This is a genomic window from Microbacterium aurantiacum, from assembly GCF_021654035.1.
GTDB lineage: Bacteria > Actinomycetota > Actinomycetes > Actinomycetales > Microbacteriaceae > Microbacterium > Microbacterium aurantiacum.
Genome location: NZ_JAJPDW010000002.1, coordinates 518,057 through 537,233, shown reverse-complemented (window position 1 = coordinate 537,233; position 19,177 = coordinate 518,057). Strand labels below are relative to the sequence as shown.

General features: G+C 70.0%; 18 protein-coding genes. 12 read left to right on the top strand and 6 right to left on the bottom strand.

Annotation, left to right across the window (positions count from 1 at the left end; translation table 11 throughout):
* Positions 1-5: 5 nt before the first annotated feature.
* Both LTL01_RS07985 and guaB read right to left on the bottom strand, forming a co-directional pair.
* Positions 6-656, bottom strand: a complete 651-nt coding sequence (locus LTL01_RS07985; protein WP_236968121.1) for a TMEM175 family protein — start codon at positions 654-656, stop codon at positions 6-8.
* 37 nt (positions 657-693) lie between these two features.
* Positions 694-2,196, bottom strand: coding sequence for an IMP dehydrogenase (guaB, locus tag LTL01_RS07980; protein ID WP_236968120.1), 1,503 nt, complete (start codon positions 2,194-2,196; stop codon positions 694-696).
* 335 nt (positions 2,197-2,531) lie between these two features.
* On the opposite strand from guaB, the gene LTL01_RS07975 reads away from it, so the two are divergent.
* The 4 genes from LTL01_RS07975 to LTL01_RS07960 all read left to right on the top strand — a co-directional run bounded on the left by LTL01_RS07975 (position 2,532) and on the right by LTL01_RS07960 (position 6,632).
* Positions 2,532-3,893 carry an ABC transporter permease subunit gene (locus tag LTL01_RS07975; protein WP_272877831.1) on the top strand — a complete coding sequence of 454 codons (1,362 nt, stop codon included), beginning with the start codon at positions 2,532-2,534 and terminating at the stop codon, positions 3,891-3,893.
* A 9-nt stretch (positions 3,894-3,902) separates the two neighbouring features.
* Positions 3,903-4,880 (top strand): branched-chain amino acid ABC transporter permease, encoded by a 978-nt coding sequence (locus tag LTL01_RS07970; protein ID WP_236968119.1) that lies wholly within the window; start codon positions 3,903-3,905, stop codon positions 4,878-4,880.
* 97 nt (positions 4,881-4,977) lie between these two features.
* Positions 4,978-5,853 (top strand): ABC transporter ATP-binding protein, encoded by an 876-nt coding sequence (locus LTL01_RS07965; protein ID WP_236968197.1) that lies wholly within the window; start codon positions 4,978-4,980, stop codon positions 5,851-5,853.
* Complete coding sequence (locus LTL01_RS07960) at positions 5,850-6,632, top strand: ABC transporter ATP-binding protein (RefSeq protein ID WP_236968118.1); 783 nt, start codon at positions 5,850-5,852, stop codon at positions 6,630-6,632. The genes LTL01_RS07965 and LTL01_RS07960 overlap by 4 nt, the downstream gene beginning before the upstream one ends.
* 77 nt (positions 6,633-6,709) lie before the next feature.
* On the opposite strand, the gene LTL01_RS07955 is transcribed toward LTL01_RS07960, so the two are convergent.
* Complete coding sequence (locus LTL01_RS07955; protein ID WP_236968117.1) at positions 6,710-7,993, bottom strand: ABC transporter substrate-binding protein; 1,284 nt, start codon at positions 7,991-7,993, stop codon at positions 6,710-6,712.
* Positions 7,994-8,232: 239 nt separating this feature from the next.
* Here LTL01_RS07955 and LTL01_RS07950 point away from each other — a divergent pair, with 239 nt between their 5' ends.
* The 3 genes from LTL01_RS07950 to LTL01_RS07940 all read left to right on the top strand — a co-directional run bounded on the left by LTL01_RS07950 (position 8,233) and on the right by LTL01_RS07940 (position 11,143).
* Complete coding sequence (locus LTL01_RS07950) at positions 8,233-8,448, top strand: heavy-metal-associated domain-containing protein (protein WP_236968116.1); 216 nt, start codon at positions 8,233-8,235, stop codon at positions 8,446-8,448.
* A 62-nt stretch (positions 8,449-8,510) separates the two neighbouring features.
* Positions 8,511-10,832 carry a heavy metal translocating P-type ATPase gene (locus LTL01_RS07945; protein WP_236968196.1) on the top strand — a complete coding sequence of 774 codons (2,322 nt, stop codon included), beginning with the start codon at positions 8,511-8,513 and terminating at the stop codon, positions 10,830-10,832.
* Positions 10,829-11,143: a metal-sensitive transcriptional regulator gene (locus LTL01_RS07940; protein WP_236968115.1), complete on the top strand. Its 315-nt coding sequence runs from the start codon at positions 10,829-10,831 to the stop codon at positions 11,141-11,143. The genes LTL01_RS07945 and LTL01_RS07940 overlap by 4 nt, the downstream gene beginning before the upstream one ends.
* Positions 11,144-11,164: 21 nt before the next feature.
* On the opposite strand, the gene rarD is transcribed toward LTL01_RS07940, so the two are convergent.
* Complete coding sequence (gene rarD / locus LTL01_RS07935) at positions 11,165-12,130, bottom strand: EamA family transporter RarD (RefSeq protein ID WP_236968114.1); 966 nt, start codon at positions 12,128-12,130, stop codon at positions 11,165-11,167.
* Between the two features lie 25 nt (positions 12,131-12,155).
* A complete protein-coding gene (locus LTL01_RS07930; RefSeq protein ID WP_053548529.1) occupies positions 12,156-12,740 on the bottom strand; it encodes a helix-turn-helix domain-containing protein in 585 nt (194 codons plus the stop codon).
* An 87-nt stretch (positions 12,741-12,827) separates the two neighbouring features.
* Between LTL01_RS07930 and speB the strand changes: the two genes are divergently transcribed.
* From speB to LTL01_RS07910, 4 genes are read left to right on the top strand one after another with little or no spacing between them, the layout of a single operon-like run.
* Positions 12,828-13,802, top strand: coding sequence for an agmatinase (gene speB / locus LTL01_RS07925; protein ID WP_053548530.1), 975 nt, complete (start codon positions 12,828-12,830; stop codon positions 13,800-13,802).
* Positions 13,799-14,206, top strand: coding sequence for a YybH family protein (locus tag LTL01_RS07920; RefSeq protein ID WP_236968113.1), 408 nt, complete (start codon positions 13,799-13,801; stop codon positions 14,204-14,206). The genes speB and LTL01_RS07920 overlap by 4 nt, the downstream gene beginning before the upstream one ends.
* Positions 14,207-14,247: 41 nt before the next feature.
* Positions 14,248-15,672, top strand: a complete 1,425-nt coding sequence (locus tag LTL01_RS07915; protein ID WP_236968112.1) for a purine-cytosine permease family protein — start codon at positions 14,248-14,250, stop codon at positions 15,670-15,672.
* Positions 15,673-15,697: 25 nt separating this feature from the next.
* Entirely contained in the window at positions 15,698-16,300 is a 603-nt protein-coding gene (locus LTL01_RS07910) for a cyclase family protein (RefSeq protein ID WP_236968111.1), read from the top strand.
* A gap of 152 nt (positions 16,301-16,452) precedes the next feature.
* Here the strand turns inward: LTL01_RS07910 and groES are convergent, their stop codons facing one another.
* Positions 16,453-16,749, bottom strand: a complete 297-nt coding sequence (groES, locus tag LTL01_RS07905; RefSeq protein WP_053548534.1) for a co-chaperone GroES — start codon at positions 16,747-16,749, stop codon at positions 16,453-16,455.
* A 480-nt stretch (positions 16,750-17,229) separates the two neighbouring features.
* Here groES and LTL01_RS07900 point away from each other — a divergent pair, with 480 nt between their 5' ends.
* Positions 17,230-19,176, top strand: a complete 1,947-nt coding sequence (locus tag LTL01_RS07900) for an Hsp70 family protein (RefSeq protein WP_236968110.1) — start codon at positions 17,230-17,232, stop codon at positions 19,174-19,176.
* Position 19,177: the final 1 nt, after the last annotated feature.

Here is a 19,177-nt window from a genome sequence, read left to right as displayed (position 1 = left end):
CCAGCCTACCCGGCGCCTGCGACGGGGAACCGGCGTTCGGTCCGACGCGCGAACACGCGCGAGAGCGCCGGATCCAGGGCGAAGAGGAGGAAGGCGATGGAGCCGATCCACGGCGCGGCGACGAGCACGACGGCGCTCAGGGTGAGCGCGCTGGCCGAATCGGCCCCCATGACGGCGGCCTCGCGGCCGGTGACATCCGGCATCAGCTCCTCGCGCCGCCGCCGCGCCCACACGAACTGCAGCCGGCTGAACAGCACCGCGCCGAAGAACACCACCGGCATCGCCAGGCGCCCCGCGAACCACTCCGAGTACTCGGTGGTGACATTGGTGGCGAACGGGACGAGGACGACGAACAGCAGGCGGCCGTTGTTGAGCCACAGCATGACCGCGTCCACCCGCGCGATGTATTCGAACTGCGAGACGTGCACCATCCACAGCAGGCACAGCAGGACGAAGCTGAGCACGAAGTTGAACACCTGCACGGTCATCCCGGTCAGCGCGGACCACATTCCGGCGTCGGAGGTGACGGCCCCGAGGGAGTATGAGGTGAGGTCGAGCACCAGCAGGGTCGCGGCGATCGCGAACACCCCGTCGGTGAAGGCCTCCAGGCGCGTGGTGCGTTGCGTGGACTCCGGATGCCGCCGCGACCTGATCACGCGACCAGGGTAGCGTCCGACCCGCGGGCGTCGAGGGCTACCGCTTGTAGTTCGGCGCCTCGACGACGATCTGCACGTCGTGCGGGTGCGATTCCTTCAGACCCGCCGCCGTGATGCGCACGAACTTGCCCTTCGCCTTCAGCTCGTCGATCGTGCGCGCGCCGACGTAGAACATCGACTGCCGCAGTCCCCCGACGAGCTGGTAGGCGACCGCCGAGACGGGGCCGCGGTACGCCACCTGCCCCTCGATGCCCTCGGGGATGAGCTTGTCGTCGCTGGGCACGTCGGCCTGGAAGTACCGGTCCTTGGAGTAGGAGGTCTTCTTGCCGCGGGTCTGCAGCGCCCCGAGCGAGCCCATCCCGCGGTACAGCTTGAACTGCTTGCCACCCTGGAAGACGATCTCCCCCGGCGACTCGTCGGTGCCGGCGAGGAGCGAGCCGAGCATCACGGTGTCGGCTCCGGCCACCAGCGCCTTGGCGATGTCGCCCGAGTACTGCAGTCCACCGTCGGCGATGACCGGGATGCCGGCCTCGCGGGCGGCCTGGAACGCCTCCCAGATCGCGGTGACCTGGGGCACGCCGACACCGGCGACGATGCGGGTCGTGCAGATCGAGCCGGGCCCGACGCCCACCTTGACGGCATCCACGCCCGCTTCGACGAGCGCCTGCGCACCCTCGCGGGTGGCGACGTTGCCGCCGATGACGTCGATGTGTTCGAACGACGCGTCGGCCTTGATGCGACGGAGCATGTCGATGACGCCGGCGGACTGTCCGTTCGCGGTGTCGACCACGAGGACGTCGACACCGGCGTCGCGGAGCGCCTCGGCACGCTCCCACGCGTCGCCGAAGAAGCCGATGGCCGCGCCGACGCGGAGTCGTCCGTGCTCGTCCTTGGTCGCGAGCGGGTACTTCTCGCTCTTGTCGAAGTCCTTGATGGTGATGAGTCCGGCGAGCTTGCCGTCGTCGTCGATGAGCGGCAGCTTCTCCACGCGGTGCCGCGCGAACAGCGCGATCACCTCGTTGGCGCCGATGCCGACGCGACCGGTGATGAGACCCTCGCGGGTCATGACGTCGCGGACCTTCGTCGTCTGGCGCTCGAACCCGGAGACGAAGCGCATGTCGCGGTTCGTGATGATGCCGAGGAGGATGCCGTCCTCGTCCACGACCGGAAGCCCCGAGATGCGGTACGTCGCGCACAGCGCGTCGACCTCTTCGATGGTCGCGTCGGGGGTGGTGGTGATCGGATCGGTGATCATGCCCGACTCGCTGCGCTTGACGCGGTCGACCATGGACGCCTGCTCGGCGATCGCGAGGTTGCGGTGGATGATGCCGAGGCCGCCCTCGCGGGCGATCGCGATCGCCATGCGCGCCTCGGTCACGGTGTCCATGGCGCTGGAGATCAGCGGGGTGGCCACGGTGATGCGGCGCGTGACCCGCGACGAGGTGTCGGCTTCACTCGGGATCACGTCGGTGTGCCCGGGGAGGAGCAGCACGTCGTCGTAGGTGAGACCGACGAAGCCGAAGGGGTCGTGCTGATCCATGGTTCTCCTGCGCTCGGGGGCATCGCGGGCACGCTCGCGCGCGTGCGCGGGTCGTGCTGACGATTCTAACGTCGGCACCCCGCCGCTATTCCCGGCGAGTCGCGGCCATGCACTCTGCCCGTGCGGCACCGCTCCCAGATCACATCTCGGTATCCGCATCGATCGGAAAGTAGGCGAAACACCGACGAAACAGTAACCTCGTACCGTCGTTCATCACGGCCGATGCGACCCGGACTTCGGCGTGCGCGTGGTGCTGAACTGGAGGTTCCGTGGGTCCTACGACTGTGACCGCAAAGCAGCTGTCGCGCGGTCGACCACTGCATCGGGTGGTGATCATGGCCGGTGCACTGATGGCGGCGGCCATGATGCTGCTGGCCACCCCCACCGGAGCGAATGCCGCTCCTCCCGCATCCGCCGACGCCGTCGCGTCCGCCGACACCGAGATGGCACTCGTCGCTCCCGATGAACCGGGCGGCGACCAGGAGCAGACGCAGTTCTACTTCTCGGGACTCATCAACTTCGAGGACGACCCCGTCCCCGGTGTCGAGGTCTCGATCGAGGGCGGCGGATTCGACGCCACGACCGTGACCGACGCCGACGGCCGCTGGCGCCTGTACGTGCCGGAAAAGGACACCTACACCTTCATCGTCGACGAGGACACGCTCCCGGAGGGCGTCATCGTCGACCCGACCCTCCTGCCCGAGGGCATCGCGCCGGTGCAGGGCACCTCGGCGTCGTTCGAGGTGGAGTTCGGACTCACCAACTCTCGCGTATTGAACCTCTTCCTCGGCGAGGGAACCCGCGTCACCACGTCGTTCGTCGACCAGTTCACCGAACGGATCGTCAACGGCATCAACTTCGGCCTGCTCCTCGCCCTCGCCGCCGTCGGCGTCTCGCTCATCTTCGGGACGACGGGCCTGACGAACTTCGCGCACGCCGAGATGCTGACCTTCGGCGCGGTGATGGCTCTGCTCTTCGCAGGGTTCGGCTTACCCATGTGGATCGTGATCCCCCTGGTCCTCGTCGCCGGCGTCGCCCTGGGATGGGGATTGGATGCCGGGCTCTGGAAACCGCTGCGACGGCGCGGCATCGGGCTCGTGCAGCTGATGATCGTCAGCATCGGTCTGTCGCTGGCCGGCCGCTACGTCTTCCAGTTCTTCATCGGCGGCGGCACCTACCAGTTGCCTGGCGCCGGCTCGCCGAAGATCGACCTGATCGGCCCGATCAGCCTCTCCGTCATCGACATGTGGTCGATGGGCATCAGCGTCCTCGCACTGGCCGGGGTGGCGTACTGGCTGCTGCGCACCCGCATCGGCAAGGCGACGCGGGCCATCTCGGACAACCCGGGACTGGCCGCGGCATCCGGCATCAACGTCGACCGGGTCATCCGGGTCGTGTGGATGCTCTCCGCATCGCTCGCGGCGATCGCCGGCGTGCTGTGGGCCTACTTCCGCCCGGGCGTGAAGTGGGACATGGGCATGCAGGTGCTGCTGCTCATCTTCGCCGCGGTGACCCTCGGCGGTCTCGGGACGGCGTTCGGCGCCCTGATCGGTTCGCTGATCGTCGGCATCCTGGTGGAAGTGTCCACCCTCTGGATCCCGTCGGACCTCAAGTACGTGGGGGCCCTCGTGGTACTGATCCTCATCCTGCTGGTGAGACCTCAGGGAATCCTGGGTCGCAAAGAGAGACTCGGGTAGGGGCCGACCGTGGACTTCGGACAGATCATCAACCTCAGCCTCGGCTACATCTTCAGCCCGGTCACCATCGCGTACGCGCTGGCGGCGGTGGGCCTGGCGGTGCACTTCGGCTACGCGGGCCTGCTCAACTTCGGCATGGCCGGCTTCATGGCCATCGGCGCCTACGGGTACGCCATCTCGATCCTCAGCTTCGGCCTCCCCTGGTGGGTGGGCATCCTCATCGGCTGCGTGGGCGCGATGATCTTCGCGTTCATCCTCGGTATACCGACGCTGAGACTTCGGGCGGACTACCTCGCCATCGTGACGATCGCCGCGGCCGAGATCGTGCGCCTCCTCTTCACGACGCAGGTCTTCGACGAGTACACCAACTCCGCCGACGGTCTGGGCGGCTATCACGCGGGCTTCCGCGGCGCGAACCCCTTCCCGCCGGGAACGTACGGCTTCGGCCCGTTCACCTACTCGGCCGACCAGCTGTGGGTGCGCGTGTTCGGCCTCGTCCTCCTCGGCATCGCGGTCTACCTCGTCTGGGCGCTCATGCGCAGCCCCTGGGGCCGCGTCCTCAAGGGCATCCGCGAAGACGAGGACGCCGTCCGCTCGCTCGGGAAGAACGTCTTCGCCTACAAGATGCAGGCCCTCATGATCGGTGGCGTCTTCGGCGCCCTCGGCGGTGTGGTCTTCGCCCTCCCGTCGGCGGTGGTCCCCGCCGTCTACCAGACGTCGCTGACGTTCTTCATCTGGACGATCCTGCTCCTCGGCGGCGCCGCGACGGTGTTCGGCCCCGTGGTGGGCGCGGTCATCTTCTGGGTGCTGATGGCGTTCCTCGACGCCTTCCTCCCGGCCCTCGCCGCGGTCGGCGTCCTGCCGATCACCTCGATCCAGGCGGCGACCCTGCGATTCATCCTGGTCGGTGTGGCGCTCATGCTCATCGTGATCTTCCGCCCCCAGGGCATCTTCGGAAACAAGAGGGAGCTGACCTTTGTCAAGTAACCCGTCATCCAGCCCTGCTCCGGGCGCGCGTCGCCCGAAGACCACGGGCCTCGCCACCGGCGAGGCGGTCCCCGGCGTCGCCAAGACCGATCCGATCATGGTCATCGACCACGTCACGCGACGCTTCGGCGGTCTCACCGCCGTCGACGTCGAGCACCTCGAGATCCCGCGGAACGCCATCACGGCCCTCATCGGACCCAACGGCGCCGGGAAGACGACCCTGTTCAACCTGCTGTGCGGCTTCGACAAGCCGAACTCGGGCACCTGGTCCTACGACGGCACGCAGCTCTCCGGCATCCCGTCGTTCAAGGTGGCCCGTATGGGTCAGGTGCGCACCTTCCAGCTGACCAAGGCGCTGTCGCTGCTGACGGTGCTCGAGAACATGAAGCTCGGGGCCGCGCACCAGAAGGGCGAGAGCCTTTGGGCGAGCATCATCCCCGCGATCTGGCGCAAGCAGGAGAACGACATCGAGGCGAAGGCGCGCGAGCTCCTCGCCCGCTTCAAGCTCGACGCCAAGTCCGATGACTACGCGGCATCCCTCTCGGGCGGTCAGCGCAAGCTCCTCGAGATGGCGCGCGCGCTCATGAGCGCCCCGCAGCTGGTCATGCTGGACGAGCCGATGGCGGGTGTGAACCCGGCCCTCACGCAGTCGCTGCTCGATCACATCCTCGACCTCAAGGACCTCGGGATGACCGTGCTGTTCGTCGAGCACGACATGCACATGGTCCGCCACATCGCCGACTGGGTCGTCGTCATGGCCGAGGGCCGCGTCGTCGCCGAGGGTCCGCCGGACACGGTCATGAACGACCAGGCCGTCATCGACGCCTATCTCGGCAGCCATCAGGATGTCGACCTCGGCGTGGTGACCGGCCGTGTCGCCGGCGAGATGAACACCGAGGCGATCCAGCTGGTGGAAGAGATCAAGGAGGCCGAGGAGGCCGCCGTGCACGAGGCCGAAGAGGAGCAGAAATGACCGCCGATCCCACCGCCTCCCCCACTCCGCCCGCCGCCTCGACGGCGACGGAGGACCTGGTCGTCAACGTCAAGGACCTCTATGCGGGCTACCTGCCGGGAATCAACATCATCAACGGTGCGAACCTCACCGCCCGTAAGGGCGAGCTGATCGGGATCATCGGCCCGAACGGCGCCGGCAAGTCCACGCTGCTCAAGGCGATCTTCGGCATGGTCAAGGTGCGCGAGGGCGAGATCACCGTCGACGGCAAGAGCGTCGTCGGGCTGAAGTCCGACAAGCTCGTCGCCCGGGGCATCGGTTTCGTACCGCAGAACAACAACGTGTTCTCATCGCTCTCGATCGAAGAGAACCTGCAGATGGGGCTCTACCAGAATCCGAAAGCCTACGCCGAGCGCCTGGAGTTCGTCACGGGCATCTTCGCGGAGCTCGGCAAGCGCCTCAAGCAGCGCGCCGGGTCGCTCTCGGGCGGCGAGCGCCAGATGGTGGCGATGTCGCGCGCCCTCATGATGGACCCCTCGGTGCTGCTTCTCGACGAGCCGTCCGCGGGTCTGTCCCCCGTGCGCCAGGACGACGCCTTCATCCGCGTCTCCGACATCAACAAGGCCGGCGTCACCACGATCATGGTCGAGCAGAACGCCCGCCGGTGCCTGCAGATCTGCGATCGCGGGTACGTCCTCGACCAGGGTCGTGACGCCTACGAGGGCACCGGCCGCGAGCTGCTGAACGATCCGAAGGTCATCGGCCTCTACCTCGGCACGCTCGGGTCCGAAGAGGACTGAGCGCACACGCACACGACACAAGAGAGGAGCCCCCGGGATGATTCCCGGGGGCTCCTCTCTTCCTGCGTGAGTGAGACTCAGAGGTCGATGCGGTTGAACATGTTGTCCGCGTCGAACTCGAAGATGCCGATCGTGGCACCCGTCGGGTCGCCGTTCTCGTCGAACGAGATCGGTCCGGAGTAGCCGTCGTAGTCGGCCACGCCGCCACCGAGGATGATGTCCGCGCACTCCTCGTACGTGGTGCAGGTCTCGCCGTCACCGGTGCCACCGGAGACCTCCTGGAGCTTGCCGGCGATGTCGGCGGCATCCGTGGAGTTCGCGGCGAGGGCCGCGAGGGCGAGCAGCACGACGGCGTCGTAGGACTCGTTGGCGTACGCGAACTCGGCGAGATCCGAGTTGCCCTCGCCGACCCACCACTCGTTCAGGCGCTCCTGGAAGTCCTCCGGCGTGTTCGGGCCGGCGGGCGTGGTGCCCTTGGCGCCCTCGAGGCTCGCGCCCTCGGGCCAGTCTTCCGACTCGCCGAACTGGGCGAGGTTGCCGTCGACGAAGTACAGGTCCGAACCGGGGAAGCCGGCGTTGATCAGCGCCGGGGCGATCGTGTAGACCTCGTCGAAGGTGATCAGGACGATCGCGTCCGGGTCCTCGGCGAGGACGGCCGAGATCTGCGCGTCGAACGTGGTGTCACCGGCGTTGAACGACTCGGACGCCACGACGGTGCCGCCGGCGGCGGTGAACGCGTCGGTGAAGAACTGGTTGAGGCCGGTTCCGTACGAGTCGTTGAGGTAGATCGTGGCGACGTTCTGGCGGCCGTCTTCGGCGACCAGGTTGCCGAGCACCTCACCCTGGAGCACGTCCGAGGGAGCGGTGCGCCAGTACAGGCCGTTGTCGTCCCACGTGGTGAACTCGGCCGAGGTGTTCGCCGGCGAGAAGGTGATGACGCCCGCGGCGACGTGGTCGTCGAGGAAGAGCTTGGTCACACCGGAAGACGCCGCACCGATGGCCGCGGTCACGCCCTCGGAGATGAGGCGCGGGCTCGTGGTCTGCCACGCGTTGTTCGCCGCGTCGCCCGAGTCGCCCCAGACGATGTCGTCGATGGTGAGGCCGGTCGTCTCGGAGTACGCGTTGACGTCGGCGGCGGCGAGGCCGACACCCGCCTCCTCGGGCGGGCCGAGGAAGGCCAGCGCACCGGTCTGCGGGAGGATCGTGCCGATCTTGAGGGTGAGGTCGCGCGTATCGACGGGCTCGCCGGTGGCTCCGCCGCCCGAGTCGCCACCGGCGCAGCCGGCGAGGACGAGGGCGCTGGCGCCGGCGAGCGCGATGCCGCCGAAGGCTGCTTTGCGCGAGCGGGTGAAGACGCTCATCTTGCTCCTTGTGGGTTGTGATCGCGGGAACGGCTCGGGCGCCGACCCAGTGCCCTAAACCTAGTGCGGGCCCCGCGTCGGGAATGTTGCCATTCGTTAACGATGTGTAACGCACCCGAATCGTTACTTCGCGGGCCGAGATTGTGCAGATCGCTCGATTCCCGCACCCGATACCCAGGAGGGGTATACGATGGTGCGTTGCACCCCCCCTCCCGTATTCCCCACGAAGGAGTCCACCGATGACCCAGACCTCCACGTACCAGGTGACCGGTATGACCTGCGGCCACTGCGAAGCGGCCGTACGCACCGAAGTGACGAAGATCGACGGCGTGCGCGACGTGGCCGTCGACGCCGGCACCGGTGTCCTCGCGATCACCAGCGACGCAGCCCTGACCGACGACGATGTCCTCGCCGCCGTGGACGAAGCCGGCTACGAGGCGGTCCGCTCCTCGTGAGCGTCGTCCCGCCCGACAGCCTCACCGAGCCGCGCGCCCGGATCGGGCTCGACATCGGCGGGATGACGTGCGCCTCGTGCGCCGCGCGGATCGAGAAGCGCCTGAACCGGATGCCGGGGGTCTCGGCATCCGTCAACTTCGCCACCGAGCGCGCCGTCGTCACGGCCCCGGTCGATCTCGACCCGGCCGACCTCGTCGCGGAGGTCGGCCGGACCGGATACTCCGCCACGCTCCCCGCCGCCCCCGGAGACGCCGGCACATCCGCCGAGCCCGCGCCCGGTGCGGATGCCGGCAACGAGGCTCCGCGCGAGGGCACCGAGCTCCGCGCCCTCCGGCAGCGCCTCATCGGCGCCGTCGTCCTGTCGGTGCCGGTGATCGTGCTCGCGATGGTGCCCGCGCTGCAGTTCACGTACTGGCAGTGGGCGAGCCTCGCCCTCGCGGCCCCCGTGGTGGTGTGGGGCGCGTGGCCGTTCCACCGGGCGGCGGCGATCAATCTGCGCCACGGCGCAGCGACCATGGACACCCTCATCTCGATGGGTGTGACGGCGGCGTTCCTGTGGTCGCTGTACGCCCTCTTCCTCGGACACGCGGGGATGCCGGGCATGACGCATTCCTTCGAGTGGACCGTCCAGCCGAGCGACGGCGCCGGCGACATCTACCTCGAGGTCGCCGCGGGGGTCACCACGTTCGTCCTCGCCGGCCGCTACATCGAGATGCGCGCGAAGCGTCGCGCCGGGGCCGCACTCCGCGCGCTCCTTGATCTCGGTGCGAAGGACGCCGCGGTCCTCCGACCGGACGCCGAAGGCGTCCTGGTCGAGTCCCGCGTGCCGATCGCGACCCTCGCCGTCGGCGACCGCTTCATCGTGCGCCCGGGCGAGAAGGTCGCCACCGACGGAGTCGTGGAGGCGGGCACCTCCGCGGTCGACGTCTCCATGGTCACGGGCGAGTCGGTCCCCCGCGACGTCGCGCCGGGCGACGCCGTCGTCGGCGCGACCGTGAACACCGCCGGCCGCCTCGTGGTGCGCGCCACCCGGGTGGGCGCCGACACCCAGCTCGCCCAGATGGCGCGGCTCGTCAACGAGGCCCAGTCCGGCAAGGCCCGCATCCAGCGCCTCGCCGACCGGATCTCGGGCGTCTTCGTCCCGATCGTGCTGGTGCTCTCCGCCCTGACCCTGACCACCTGGCTCGTGCTCGGCGCCCCCGCGTCGTTCGCCTTCACCGCCGCGGTGACGGTGCTGATCATCGCGTGCCCGTGCGCGCTGGGTCTCGCGACCCCCATCGCGCTCCTCGTCGGCACGGGCCGCGGCGCGCGGCTCGGCATCCTGATCAAGGGTCCGGAGGTGCTCGAGTCCACGCGACGCGTGGACACCGTGGTGCTCGACAAGACCGGGACGGTGACGACCGGGCGGATGTCGGTCACCGAGGTCCGCGCTTTCTCCCCCGCCACCGAGGCCGACCTTCTCCGTGCCGCCGCGGCGCTCGAGGACTCCTCGGAGCATCCGATCGCGCGTGCGATCGCCGCGGCCGCCTCCGGGGAGACTCCGCTGCCTGCGGTCGAGGCGTTCCAGAACATCCCGGGGCTCGGCGTCTCGGGACAGGTCGAGGGCCGGGCGGTGCTCGTCGGACGCGCCGCCCTGCTGCGGGAGTGGGCCGTCGCCGTACCGGACGAGCTCCTGGAAGCGCAGACGGCGGCCGAGGCCGCCGGACGAACGGCCGTGCTGGTCGCCCTCGACGGAATCGCGGCGGGGCTGATCGTCGTGGCCGACGCGCCGAAGCCCGACGCGCGTCAGGCCGTCGCCGACCTCCGCGCCCTCGGGCTCACTCCGATCCTCCTCACCGGCGACAACGCCGGGGCGGCTCAGGCGGTGGCCCGCGAGGTCGGGATCGACGAGGTCGTCTCCGACGTCCTCCCCGCCGACAAGGTCGACGTGGTCCGGAAGCTCCAAGAGTCCGGTCGCGTGGTGGCGATGGTCGGCGATGGCGTGAACGACGCCGCCGCCCTGGCGCAGGCCGACCTCGGCATCGCGATGGGAACGGGAACGGATGCCGCGATCGAGGCGTCGGACCTGACGCTCGTCCGCGGTGACCTGCGCAGCGCCGCCGACGCCATCCGCCTCTCGCGCGCCACGCTCCGCACCATCAAGACCAACCTCTTCTGGGCCTTCGCGTACAACGTCGCCGCACTGCCGCTGGCGGCTCTGGGATTGTTGAACCCGATGATCGCCGGGGCCGCCATGGCGCTGTCCTCGACGTTCGTCGTCGCGAACAGCGCACGGCTCCGCTCGTTCCGGGCACTGCCCGCCGTCCCGTCACCCACCGTCCCGTCGCCCACCGTCTCGCACGCTCCCTCCCCCTCGCCCGCCCCGATGAAGGCACCCTCGTGACCGACGCCCCCGACCCCACGCACGACCACGCCCACCACGGGTACATCACCGACAAGGAGAAGTACCTCGCTCGCCTCAAGCGCATCGAGGGGCAGGCGCGAGGGGTCCACCGCATGGTGGACGAGGAGAAGTACTGCATCGACATCCTGACCCAGATCAGCGCGCTCACGAGTGCGCTCGAAGCGGTCGCCGTCGGGCTGCTCGAGGATCACCTGCGCCACTGCGTCGTCGACGCCGCGCGCCTCGGCGGCCCCGAGGCCGACGAGAAGATCACCGAGGCGACGCAGGCGATCGCGCGCCTGGTCCGCTGAGGGACCCGGGTCGCCGGCCGGTCAGGTCAGCTCGGCGACATCCGAGACCCCCCGTCGACGCGCGTTGACGAGCGAATCGACGGTGAGGACGGCGAGCGCGACCCAGACCAGGGCGAATCCGATCCACCGCTCCACCGGCATCGGCTCCTGGAGGACCCAGACGCCGATGAGAAACTGCAGGATCGGCGCGACGAACTGCAGCAGGCCGATGACGGTGAGCGGGACGCGTCGCGCTCCGGCGGCGAAGAAGAGCAGCGGCACCGCGGTGACGGCACCGACGCCGACCAGGAGCACGGTGTGCAGGGTCCCGGCGGTGCCGAGGGTGAGGCCGGTCGTCATACCGACATCGGTGAGGAGCACCGCGGCCACCGGCATCAGCCACGCCGATTCGAGCGTGAGACCACTGACGGCATCCACCGTCGGTCCGACCCGCTTCTTGACCAGGCCGTAGAGGCTGAAGCTCGCCGCGAGGGTCAGCGCGATCCAGGGGAAGCTCCCGTACCCGACGATGATCACGGCCACCGCGACGGCGGCGAGGCCGATCGCGATCCACTGCGTGATCCGCAGCCGCTCATGCAAGACGAGGACGCCGAGGAGCACGGTCGCGATCGGGTTGATGAAGTAGCCGAGGCTCGTCTCGATCACGTGCCCGGTGAGGGCGCCGATGATGAAGACCTGCCAGTTGACGTAGATGAGCCCGCCCGCGAGCGCCGTGAGCCCGAGGAGCCGCGGCTGTCGGACGATCCGTGCGAGTCGCCCCCACGACCGCGTCACCGACAGCAGCAGCGCGCAGAAGACGAGCGAGAACACGATCCGCCAGGCGACGAGCTCCCACGGCCCGGTGGGGACGAGCAGGACGAAGTAGAGCGGCAGGAACCCCCACAGCAGGTACGCGCTGAAGGCGTAGATCCCGCCGACGGTGCGTTCGCGCGGGGTGTCGCTCGGGGCGGCGTCCCGCGCGCCGGGCCGAGCCGATTCCGCGTTCACCGGATCAGCCTAGGCGCTGTGCTGCTCACGCCGAGCCGCTCCAGGGCGCGGGGACGATCACCCATAGCGCGACCGCCGGCTCGCCTCCCTCGACGCGCCACGTGTGCGGCTCGCGCCCCGGGAAGGTGAGGGCGTCGCCGGCGGTCATCGTGATCGTGCGATCGGTGAAGCGGACGCTGACGGTGCCCGACACGACGTGCAGGGTCTCGACCTCGCAGGTGATCGTGTAGAGGTCCGCGCCGCCGTGCGCGTCGGGCGCGAGGTCGGAGCGCAGCAGCTGCACCCGCTGCTCCCCGCGCGGCGAGAGCAGACGCTCGTCGGCGTTCACCCCGCCGAGATTGATCCGCGGCGCATCCGCGAGCGTGACGTGCTGGACGTCGGGCGCGGCGAAGAGGGCGCCGACGGGCAGGGAGAGCACCTGGCAGAGCTGGACGAGGGTGGCCACGCTCGGCGAGGTCTCGTCGCGCTCGACCCGGCTGAGGAACCCCTTGCTGAGCCCGGTGGTCTGCGCGACCTGCGCGAGCGACATCCCCTGCGCGGTCCGCGCCGCGCGGAGCTTCGCGCCGATGGGGGTCTGCGCCGCGTCGGCGGCGGGGTGGATGGCGCGCACGGAACTCCTGAACGGGTTGACGGCGGTGGCGCACCGCGCGTACGGTGATCGCGATAGTTGACCATAGAGTATCGAAGGTTGCCAAATATGCAACACCCCTCCTCGTCGGACGCGTCCACACCGATCGGCCCGGTGGACGCCAGCGTCGTGCCCCGGTTCGCCGGGATCGCCACCTTCGCGCGCCTGCCCCGGATCGAGGATGTCGCGCACGCCGACATCGCCGTCGTCGGCGTCCCCTTCGACAGCGGCGTCAGCTACCGCCCGGGTGCCCGCTTCGGTCCGGCGCACGTCCGTGAGGCCTCGCGCCTCCTCCGCCCCTACAACCCGGCGCAGGATGTCTTCCCCTTCGGCAGCCAGCAGGTCGCGGATGCCGGAGACATCGCCGCGAACCCGTTCGACATCACCGAGGCCGTCGCCGCCGTCGAGGCCGGTGCCCGCGCGCTCCGCACCCGCGCCGACCGCCTAGTGACCATCGGCGGCGACCACACGATCGCCCTCCCGCTCCTACGAGCCGTCCACGCCGAGCACGGCCCCGTCGCCGTCCTCCACTTCGACGCGCACCTGGACACGTGGGACACGTACTTCGGCGCTCCGACGACCCACGGCACCCCCTTCCGCCGCGCGTCGGAGGAGGGCCTCATCGACATGACGGCGAGCATGCACGTCGGCATCCGCGGCCCGCTGTACTCGAAGGGCGACCTGGAGGACGACGCGCGGCTCGGGTTCGCCGTCGTCACCTGCGAGGACGTCGAGGAGCGCGGGCTCGATGCCGCGATCGAGCGCATCCGCGCGCGCATCGGCGACGCGCCGCTCTACATCTCGATCGACATCGACGTCCTCGACCCCGCGCACGCCCCCGGCACCGGCACCCCCGAAGCCGGCGGGCTCACGAGCCGCGAGCTGCTGCGGATGATCCGCGCCCTCAGCGACCGGCGGATCGTCGGCGCCGACGTCGTGGAGGTCGCGCCCGCGTACGACCACGCGCAGCTGACGGCGGTGTCAGCGAGCCACGTCGTCTACGAGCTGCTGAGCGCCATGGCTCCCCGCGGGGGTGCGCGATGACCGGCGCAGCGCTTCCGGCCCCGACCGAGGACGACGTGCGCGCGGCCGCGGAGTCCATCGTCCGCGCGTTCGCCGCGAACGACGGCGACACCTACTTCTCGCTGTTCAGCGAGGACGCCACCTTCGTCTTCCACACCGAACCCGCGCGCCTCGACATCCGCTCGGCGTACGAGGATCTCTGGCGCGCCTGGATCGCAGAGGGCTGGCGGGTCGCGTCCTGCCGCTCGAGCGACGCCCGCGTGCAGACCTTCCCCGGCGGTGCGGTCTTCACCCACACGGTCCACACCACCGTCGACACCGCCGAGGGGCCGGAGTCCTCGATCGAGCGGGAGACCATCGTCTTCCGGACGACGGATGCCGGGCGACTCGTCGCCGTGCACGAACACCTCTCCCCCCAGCCCTGACCTCTCGCCGACCCGACCCGATTCCCTGAGGAGCCCCGAAGATGTCGCTCTACTCCCGACTGGAGACCCGCCTCCAGAGCAACGCCGATGACGCCGGCCCGGTGCGGGGGACCTCCTCCACCGGCCGGATCCTGATGATCTGGCTCGCCGCGAACCTCGTGGTGACGACGCTCCTGACCGGCACCCTGTTCGTCCCCGACGTGTCGTACCCGCTCGTGATCGGGCTCATCGTCGCCGGTACGGTGCTCGGCGCCGGTGTCCTGGTGACGATCGGCGCGATCGGCACCCGCACGGGTCTTCCGACCATGGCCCTGACGCGCGGGCCCTTCGGCATCCGCGGGAGCCTCCTCGCCGTCGCGGCGAACGTCGTCATCCTCATGGGGTGGAGCTGGGTGCAGGCGATGCTCGCCGGCATCGCCCTCAACTTCCTCGTGGCGACCCTCACAGGCTTCTCGAGCCCCGTCCTCTTCGCGGTGCTGTGCCAGACGATCGTGGTGATCCTCGCGATCTTCGGCCACGCCGGCGTCGCCCGCGTCGAGCCGTGGTTCGCCGCGGCGATCCTCGCCCTCGCCGCCTACATCTTCGTCGTCGCGTTCACCACGTACGCCCCGGCGGACTTCGCGTCCCTCGCCGCGCCGACGGAGCCGTTCTACACGCCGGGTCTCGCGTTCGACGTGGTGCTCGCGACCGCGATCTCGTGGACGGTGCTCTCGGCCGACTTCAACCGCTTCGCCCGCTCGCCGCGACGCGGGGTCATCGGCTCGGGAATCGGCTACACCCTGTCCACCGTCATCGCCATGACCCTCGGGGCCACGGCGATCGGCTACGTCGCCCTGCAGGGGCTGGAGGTCATCCCCTTCGACCCGGTCACGATCATCGAGCCCTTCGGCGCACCGCTGGCGGTCGCGATCTTCCTGTCGGTGATGGCCACGAACACGATGGTCGTCTACGGGATGGTCACGAGCGTCGTCAACGCCCTGCCGGGGAAGCGGGTCCGCTTCCTTCCGACCGCGCTCGTGCTCGGCGTGATCTCGGTGATCGGGGCGACCTTCTTCGGGCTCCTCGACCAGTTCACGACCTTCCTCGTGACGATCAGCGCGCTGTTCGCGCCGGTGTTCGCGATCATGATCGTCGACTACTACGTGATCCGGCGCGGCCGCTACGGCGCCGACATCCTCTCCGCCCGCGGCGGGTCGTTCTGGTACACCGGCGGCGTGAACGTCTGGGCCGTGCTGTCGTGGGTCGTCGGCGCGACCTCGGCCTACGTCTGGGCGTACGTGTGGCCGCTGCCCTTCGGCGCGACCGTGCCCGCGTTCATCCTCACCTTCGTCGTCTATCTGCTCGCCTCCCTCCCCCGCCGGTCGGCTGAGCCGTTCGGGCCGGCCGTCCATCTCGCGGATGCCGTCGACGAGGCGTCGGGATCGGAGCCGGAGACGGGCCCGCGACGGGCGGCGAAACGTGCGTGACCTGTCACACCCGGTTCGTGCGGGGATGACGGTCTACCCGGGCGACCCCGCGGTGTCGTCGGAGGAGGCACTGACGCTGTCGCGCGACGGGGTCGCGGTGACGTCGTGGCACCTCGGGTCGCACACGGGGACGCACGTGGACGCGCCCGCGCACACCGTCGCCGGTGGCCGCACGATGGCGGAGGTGGCGCTGGACGAACTCGTCGGCGACGCGGTCGTCCTGCGGGCGCCTGGACTCCGTGCGGGGCAGCGCTACGGACTGGCGGAGTTGGAGGCCGCGGGGCCGCTGCCCGCCGACGTCCCGCCGATCGTGATCATCGACACCGGCTGGGCGGCCCACTTCGCCGAGGACGCCGCGGTGCGGCATCCGTTCCTGGATCCGGATGCCGCGCGGGAGCTGCGTGCGCGCGGCATGCGCGTGCTCGCCGTCGACACCCTGAGCCCCGACCCGACGGAGCCGGCGACGGAGACGTTCCCGGTGCACGAGGTCGTGCTGGGCGCGGACGGGCTGATCGTGGAGAACGTCTGCGGCCTGGAGGGTCTCCCGCGCCTCGTGCGCGTCGGGTTCTTCCCCCTGCGGATCGACGGCGACGGCGCGCCCGTCCGCGCGGTCGCCTTCCTCCCCTGACGCGATTCTTCTTCGGTTCACTTGTCGCCTCTTGCGGGTCGCTGGCGCGAACACCCGCAAGAGGCGACAAGTGAACCGGGGGGTAGACGAACGAGAGAGGGCCGGATGCCGAAGCATCCGACCCTCTTTGCGAGAAACGCGAAGAACGCGGTTCAGCGGACGACGACCGCCAGGACGTCGCGCGCCGACAGGACGAGGAACTCGTCCGCACCGAACTTGACCTCGGTGCCGCCGTACTTGCTGTAGATCACGCGGTCGCCGACGGCGACGTCGAGCGGGACGCGGTTGCCGTTGTCGTCGATGCGACCGGGGCCCACCGCGACGACCTCGCCCTCCTGGGGCTTCTCCTTCGCGGTGTCGGGAATGACCAGACCGCTGGACGTGGTCTGCTCGGCCTCGACCTGCTTGATGACGATGCGGTCCTCGAGCGGCTTGATGGAAACCGACACGGGTCTACCTCTGCTTTCCTGTGAGACTCAAGACTCGTTAGCAACCTCACGGTGAGAGTGCTAACGCAAGTGTAGGCAAACCGCTGGCACTCATGCAACGTGAGTGCCAACTTCATGACGCCGGGTATCAGGCGCGGCCACCGAGCCTCCTCCCTTTGCGAGAGGCCTCCCTCTCCCATGTCGATCGGTGACGAAAGAATCCGATCGGGCCTCGCGCGGACGGGGCAGGCGTGGTAGACAGTTCCCGGGGGAGGCCGACGCCGAATCGTCATGGGGGACGAAATGCCGAGGCCCTACATATTGGCTGTCGACGCGGGCACAAGCCGCACCGCAGCCGCAATATCGCACACAACAGAAGATGAGGGGAAACCGCAGGTACACATCCTGCCTCTGGGGAGGCATGCTGATGCGGCACCGAGTTCGATCTACGTCTCCGCCGGGGACGTGCTCTTCGGCGATGCCGCAGAACGCAGAGGACTCGTGCAGCCGGAACGTCTCGTCCGCGAGGTCAAGCGCCGCGTGGGCGACGAGGTTCCGGTCAACGTCGGTGGGCGCACCTTCGCACCCGAAGACCTGCTCGCCCTCCTCGTCGACTGGGTGTCGACGGTGGCGACGGAGCGCTTCGGGCGCCTGCCGTCGTCGGTCGTCGTGACCGTCCCGGTCGCCTGGGGCACATACCGCACCGACCTCATCCGCGCCGCCCTCGTGCGCGCCGGCATCGGCCAGGTCGAGATCATCGCCGAGCCGGTCGCGGCAGCGCGCCACTACGAGGCGACCAATCCGCTGGCGCCCGGGTCGACGCTCGCCGTCTACGACTTCGGCGGCGGCACCTTCGACGCCGTCCTGCTCCGCAAGACCGCATCCGGTTCGTTGACGATCATCGGCTCGCCGACCGGCATCGAAGACCTCGGCGGCGCCGACTTCGACGATGCGGTCCTCCGCCACGTCCTGTCCGCCGCGCGGCTGGACGTCGCCACGCTCCTCGGCGATGCCGAGGCGCGGGTCGCCCTCGCAGGGCTGCGGCGCGAATGCGTCGAGGCCAAGGAGGCGCTCTCCTTCGACTCCGAGGCCACGGTCCCCGTGCTCCTCGGCGGCACCTCGACCGCCGTCCGCCTGACGCGCGACGAGTTCGAGGCGATGATCGAGAACGACATCGAGCGCACCATCGAGGTGCTCGGCGATGCGATGGAAGCCGCCGCGGTGGAAGCATCCGATCTCGACGCGATCCTCCTCACCGGCGGGTCCTCCCGGATCCCCCGCGTGGCGCAGCTGCTGTCGGAGCGGTTCGACCGGCCGATCGCCGTCGACACCGACCCGAAGGCGGTCATCGCCCTCGGCGCCGCGCTGGAGGCCGCCGACGCGGCTATCGTCTCCGCAGCGGATGCCGCGGCCGAGGCCGAAGCCTCCGACGCCGCGGCCGCAGCCGCCGCCGCAGAGGACGAGGCACCGCCGGCTCGCCCGCGCCTGCCCTGGCTCCGGCGCGTGCCCGCGGCCGCCTACGTCTCGGGCGGAGCGGTCGCTCTGGCCGCTGTGGTCGCCGTCAGCGGCGCCGCCGCGGTGTACGCCCCGGAGGTCTTCGGCGGCGACGCGCAGCTCGCGAGCGAGAACGGCCTCGACCGCGGGGGCTACAGCATCGGCGCGCCGCTGCCGACCAGCGACGCCCTCGCCGCTCCCCTCCGCATCGACGGTGCGCTCTTCACGGGTGACACGACGGATGCCGAGAAGAAGGCCGAGGCGGCGAAGCCCGTCGAGAAGGTCGAGGTTCCGGCGCCGCTCGCACCGGTCGTCGAGTCGCCCTTCCGACGGATCGACCCGCCCCGCGAGCGCGCCAACCCGCGCGCGACGCCCTTCCAGGGCCGCGGAGTGACTCCGAGCGCCGCTCCGCGCGGTGGCAGCGGCGGCGGCTCGTCGTCATCGCCGTCGAAGAGCCCGTCGTCCCAGCCGACGAAGAAGCCGTCCGCCTCGCCGACGAAGCCGAGCACAACTCCGACGACTCCGGCGCCCGGACAGACAACGCCGGCTCCAGGGCAGGTAACGCCTACGCCCGGACAAACCGGAGGCACGGGCGACAACGACACCGGCAGCGGCAACACCGGCGGAGGCGGAGACACCGGCGGGAACACCGGAGGCGGAGACACTGGCGGAAACACCGGCGGCGGCGGCGACACCGGCGGAGGCGGCGACACCGGCGGCGGCGCGGGCGGCGGAAACACCGGCGGAGGCGGAGACACCGGCGGAGGCGGAGACACCGGCGGAGGCGGAGACACCGGCGGCGGAGGCGGAGACACCGGCGGAGGCGGCGACACCGGCGGCGGAGGCGACACCGGCGGCGGAGGCGGAGACACCGGCGGAGGCGGCGACACCGGCGGCGGCGAGCCCACCTCGGAGCCGACCGGCTCGCCCGACGCCACACCCGGCGCCGAGTAAG

Excerpts from the sequence above, each read along its gene's own strand:
- guaB (WP_236968120.1), bottom strand. The coding sequence starts at position 2,196 with ATGGATCAGCACGACCCCTTCGGCTTCGTCGGTCTCACCTACGACGAC.
- LTL01_RS07975 (WP_272877831.1), top strand. The coding sequence starts at position 2,532 with ATGGCCGGTGCACTGATGGCGGCGGCCATGATGCTGCTGGCCACCCCC.
- LTL01_RS07965 (WP_236968197.1), top strand. The coding sequence starts at position 4,978 with ATGGTCATCGACCACGTCACGCGACGCTTCGGCGGTCTCACCGCCGTC.
- LTL01_RS07960 (WP_236968118.1), top strand. The coding sequence starts at position 5,850 with ATGACCGCCGATCCCACCGCCTCCCCCACTCCGCCCGCCGCCTCGACG.
- LTL01_RS07955 (WP_236968117.1), bottom strand. The coding sequence starts at position 7,993 with ATGAGCGTCTTCACCCGCTCGCGCAAAGCAGCCTTCGGCGGCATCGCG.
- LTL01_RS07950 (WP_236968116.1), top strand. The coding sequence starts at position 8,233 with ATGACCCAGACCTCCACGTACCAGGTGACCGGTATGACCTGCGGCCAC.
- LTL01_RS07945 (WP_236968196.1), top strand. The coding sequence starts at position 8,511 with ATGACGTGCGCCTCGTGCGCCGCGCGGATCGAGAAGCGCCTGAACCGG.
- speB (WP_053548530.1), top strand. The coding sequence starts at position 12,828 with ATGCAACACCCCTCCTCGTCGGACGCGTCCACACCGATCGGCCCGGTG.
- LTL01_RS07920 (WP_236968113.1), top strand. The coding sequence starts at position 13,799 with ATGACCGGCGCAGCGCTTCCGGCCCCGACCGAGGACGACGTGCGCGCG.
- LTL01_RS07915 (WP_236968112.1), top strand. The coding sequence starts at position 14,248 with ATGTCGCTCTACTCCCGACTGGAGACCCGCCTCCAGAGCAACGCCGAT.
- LTL01_RS07910 (WP_236968111.1), top strand. The coding sequence starts at position 15,698 with ATGACGGTCTACCCGGGCGACCCCGCGGTGTCGTCGGAGGAGGCACTG.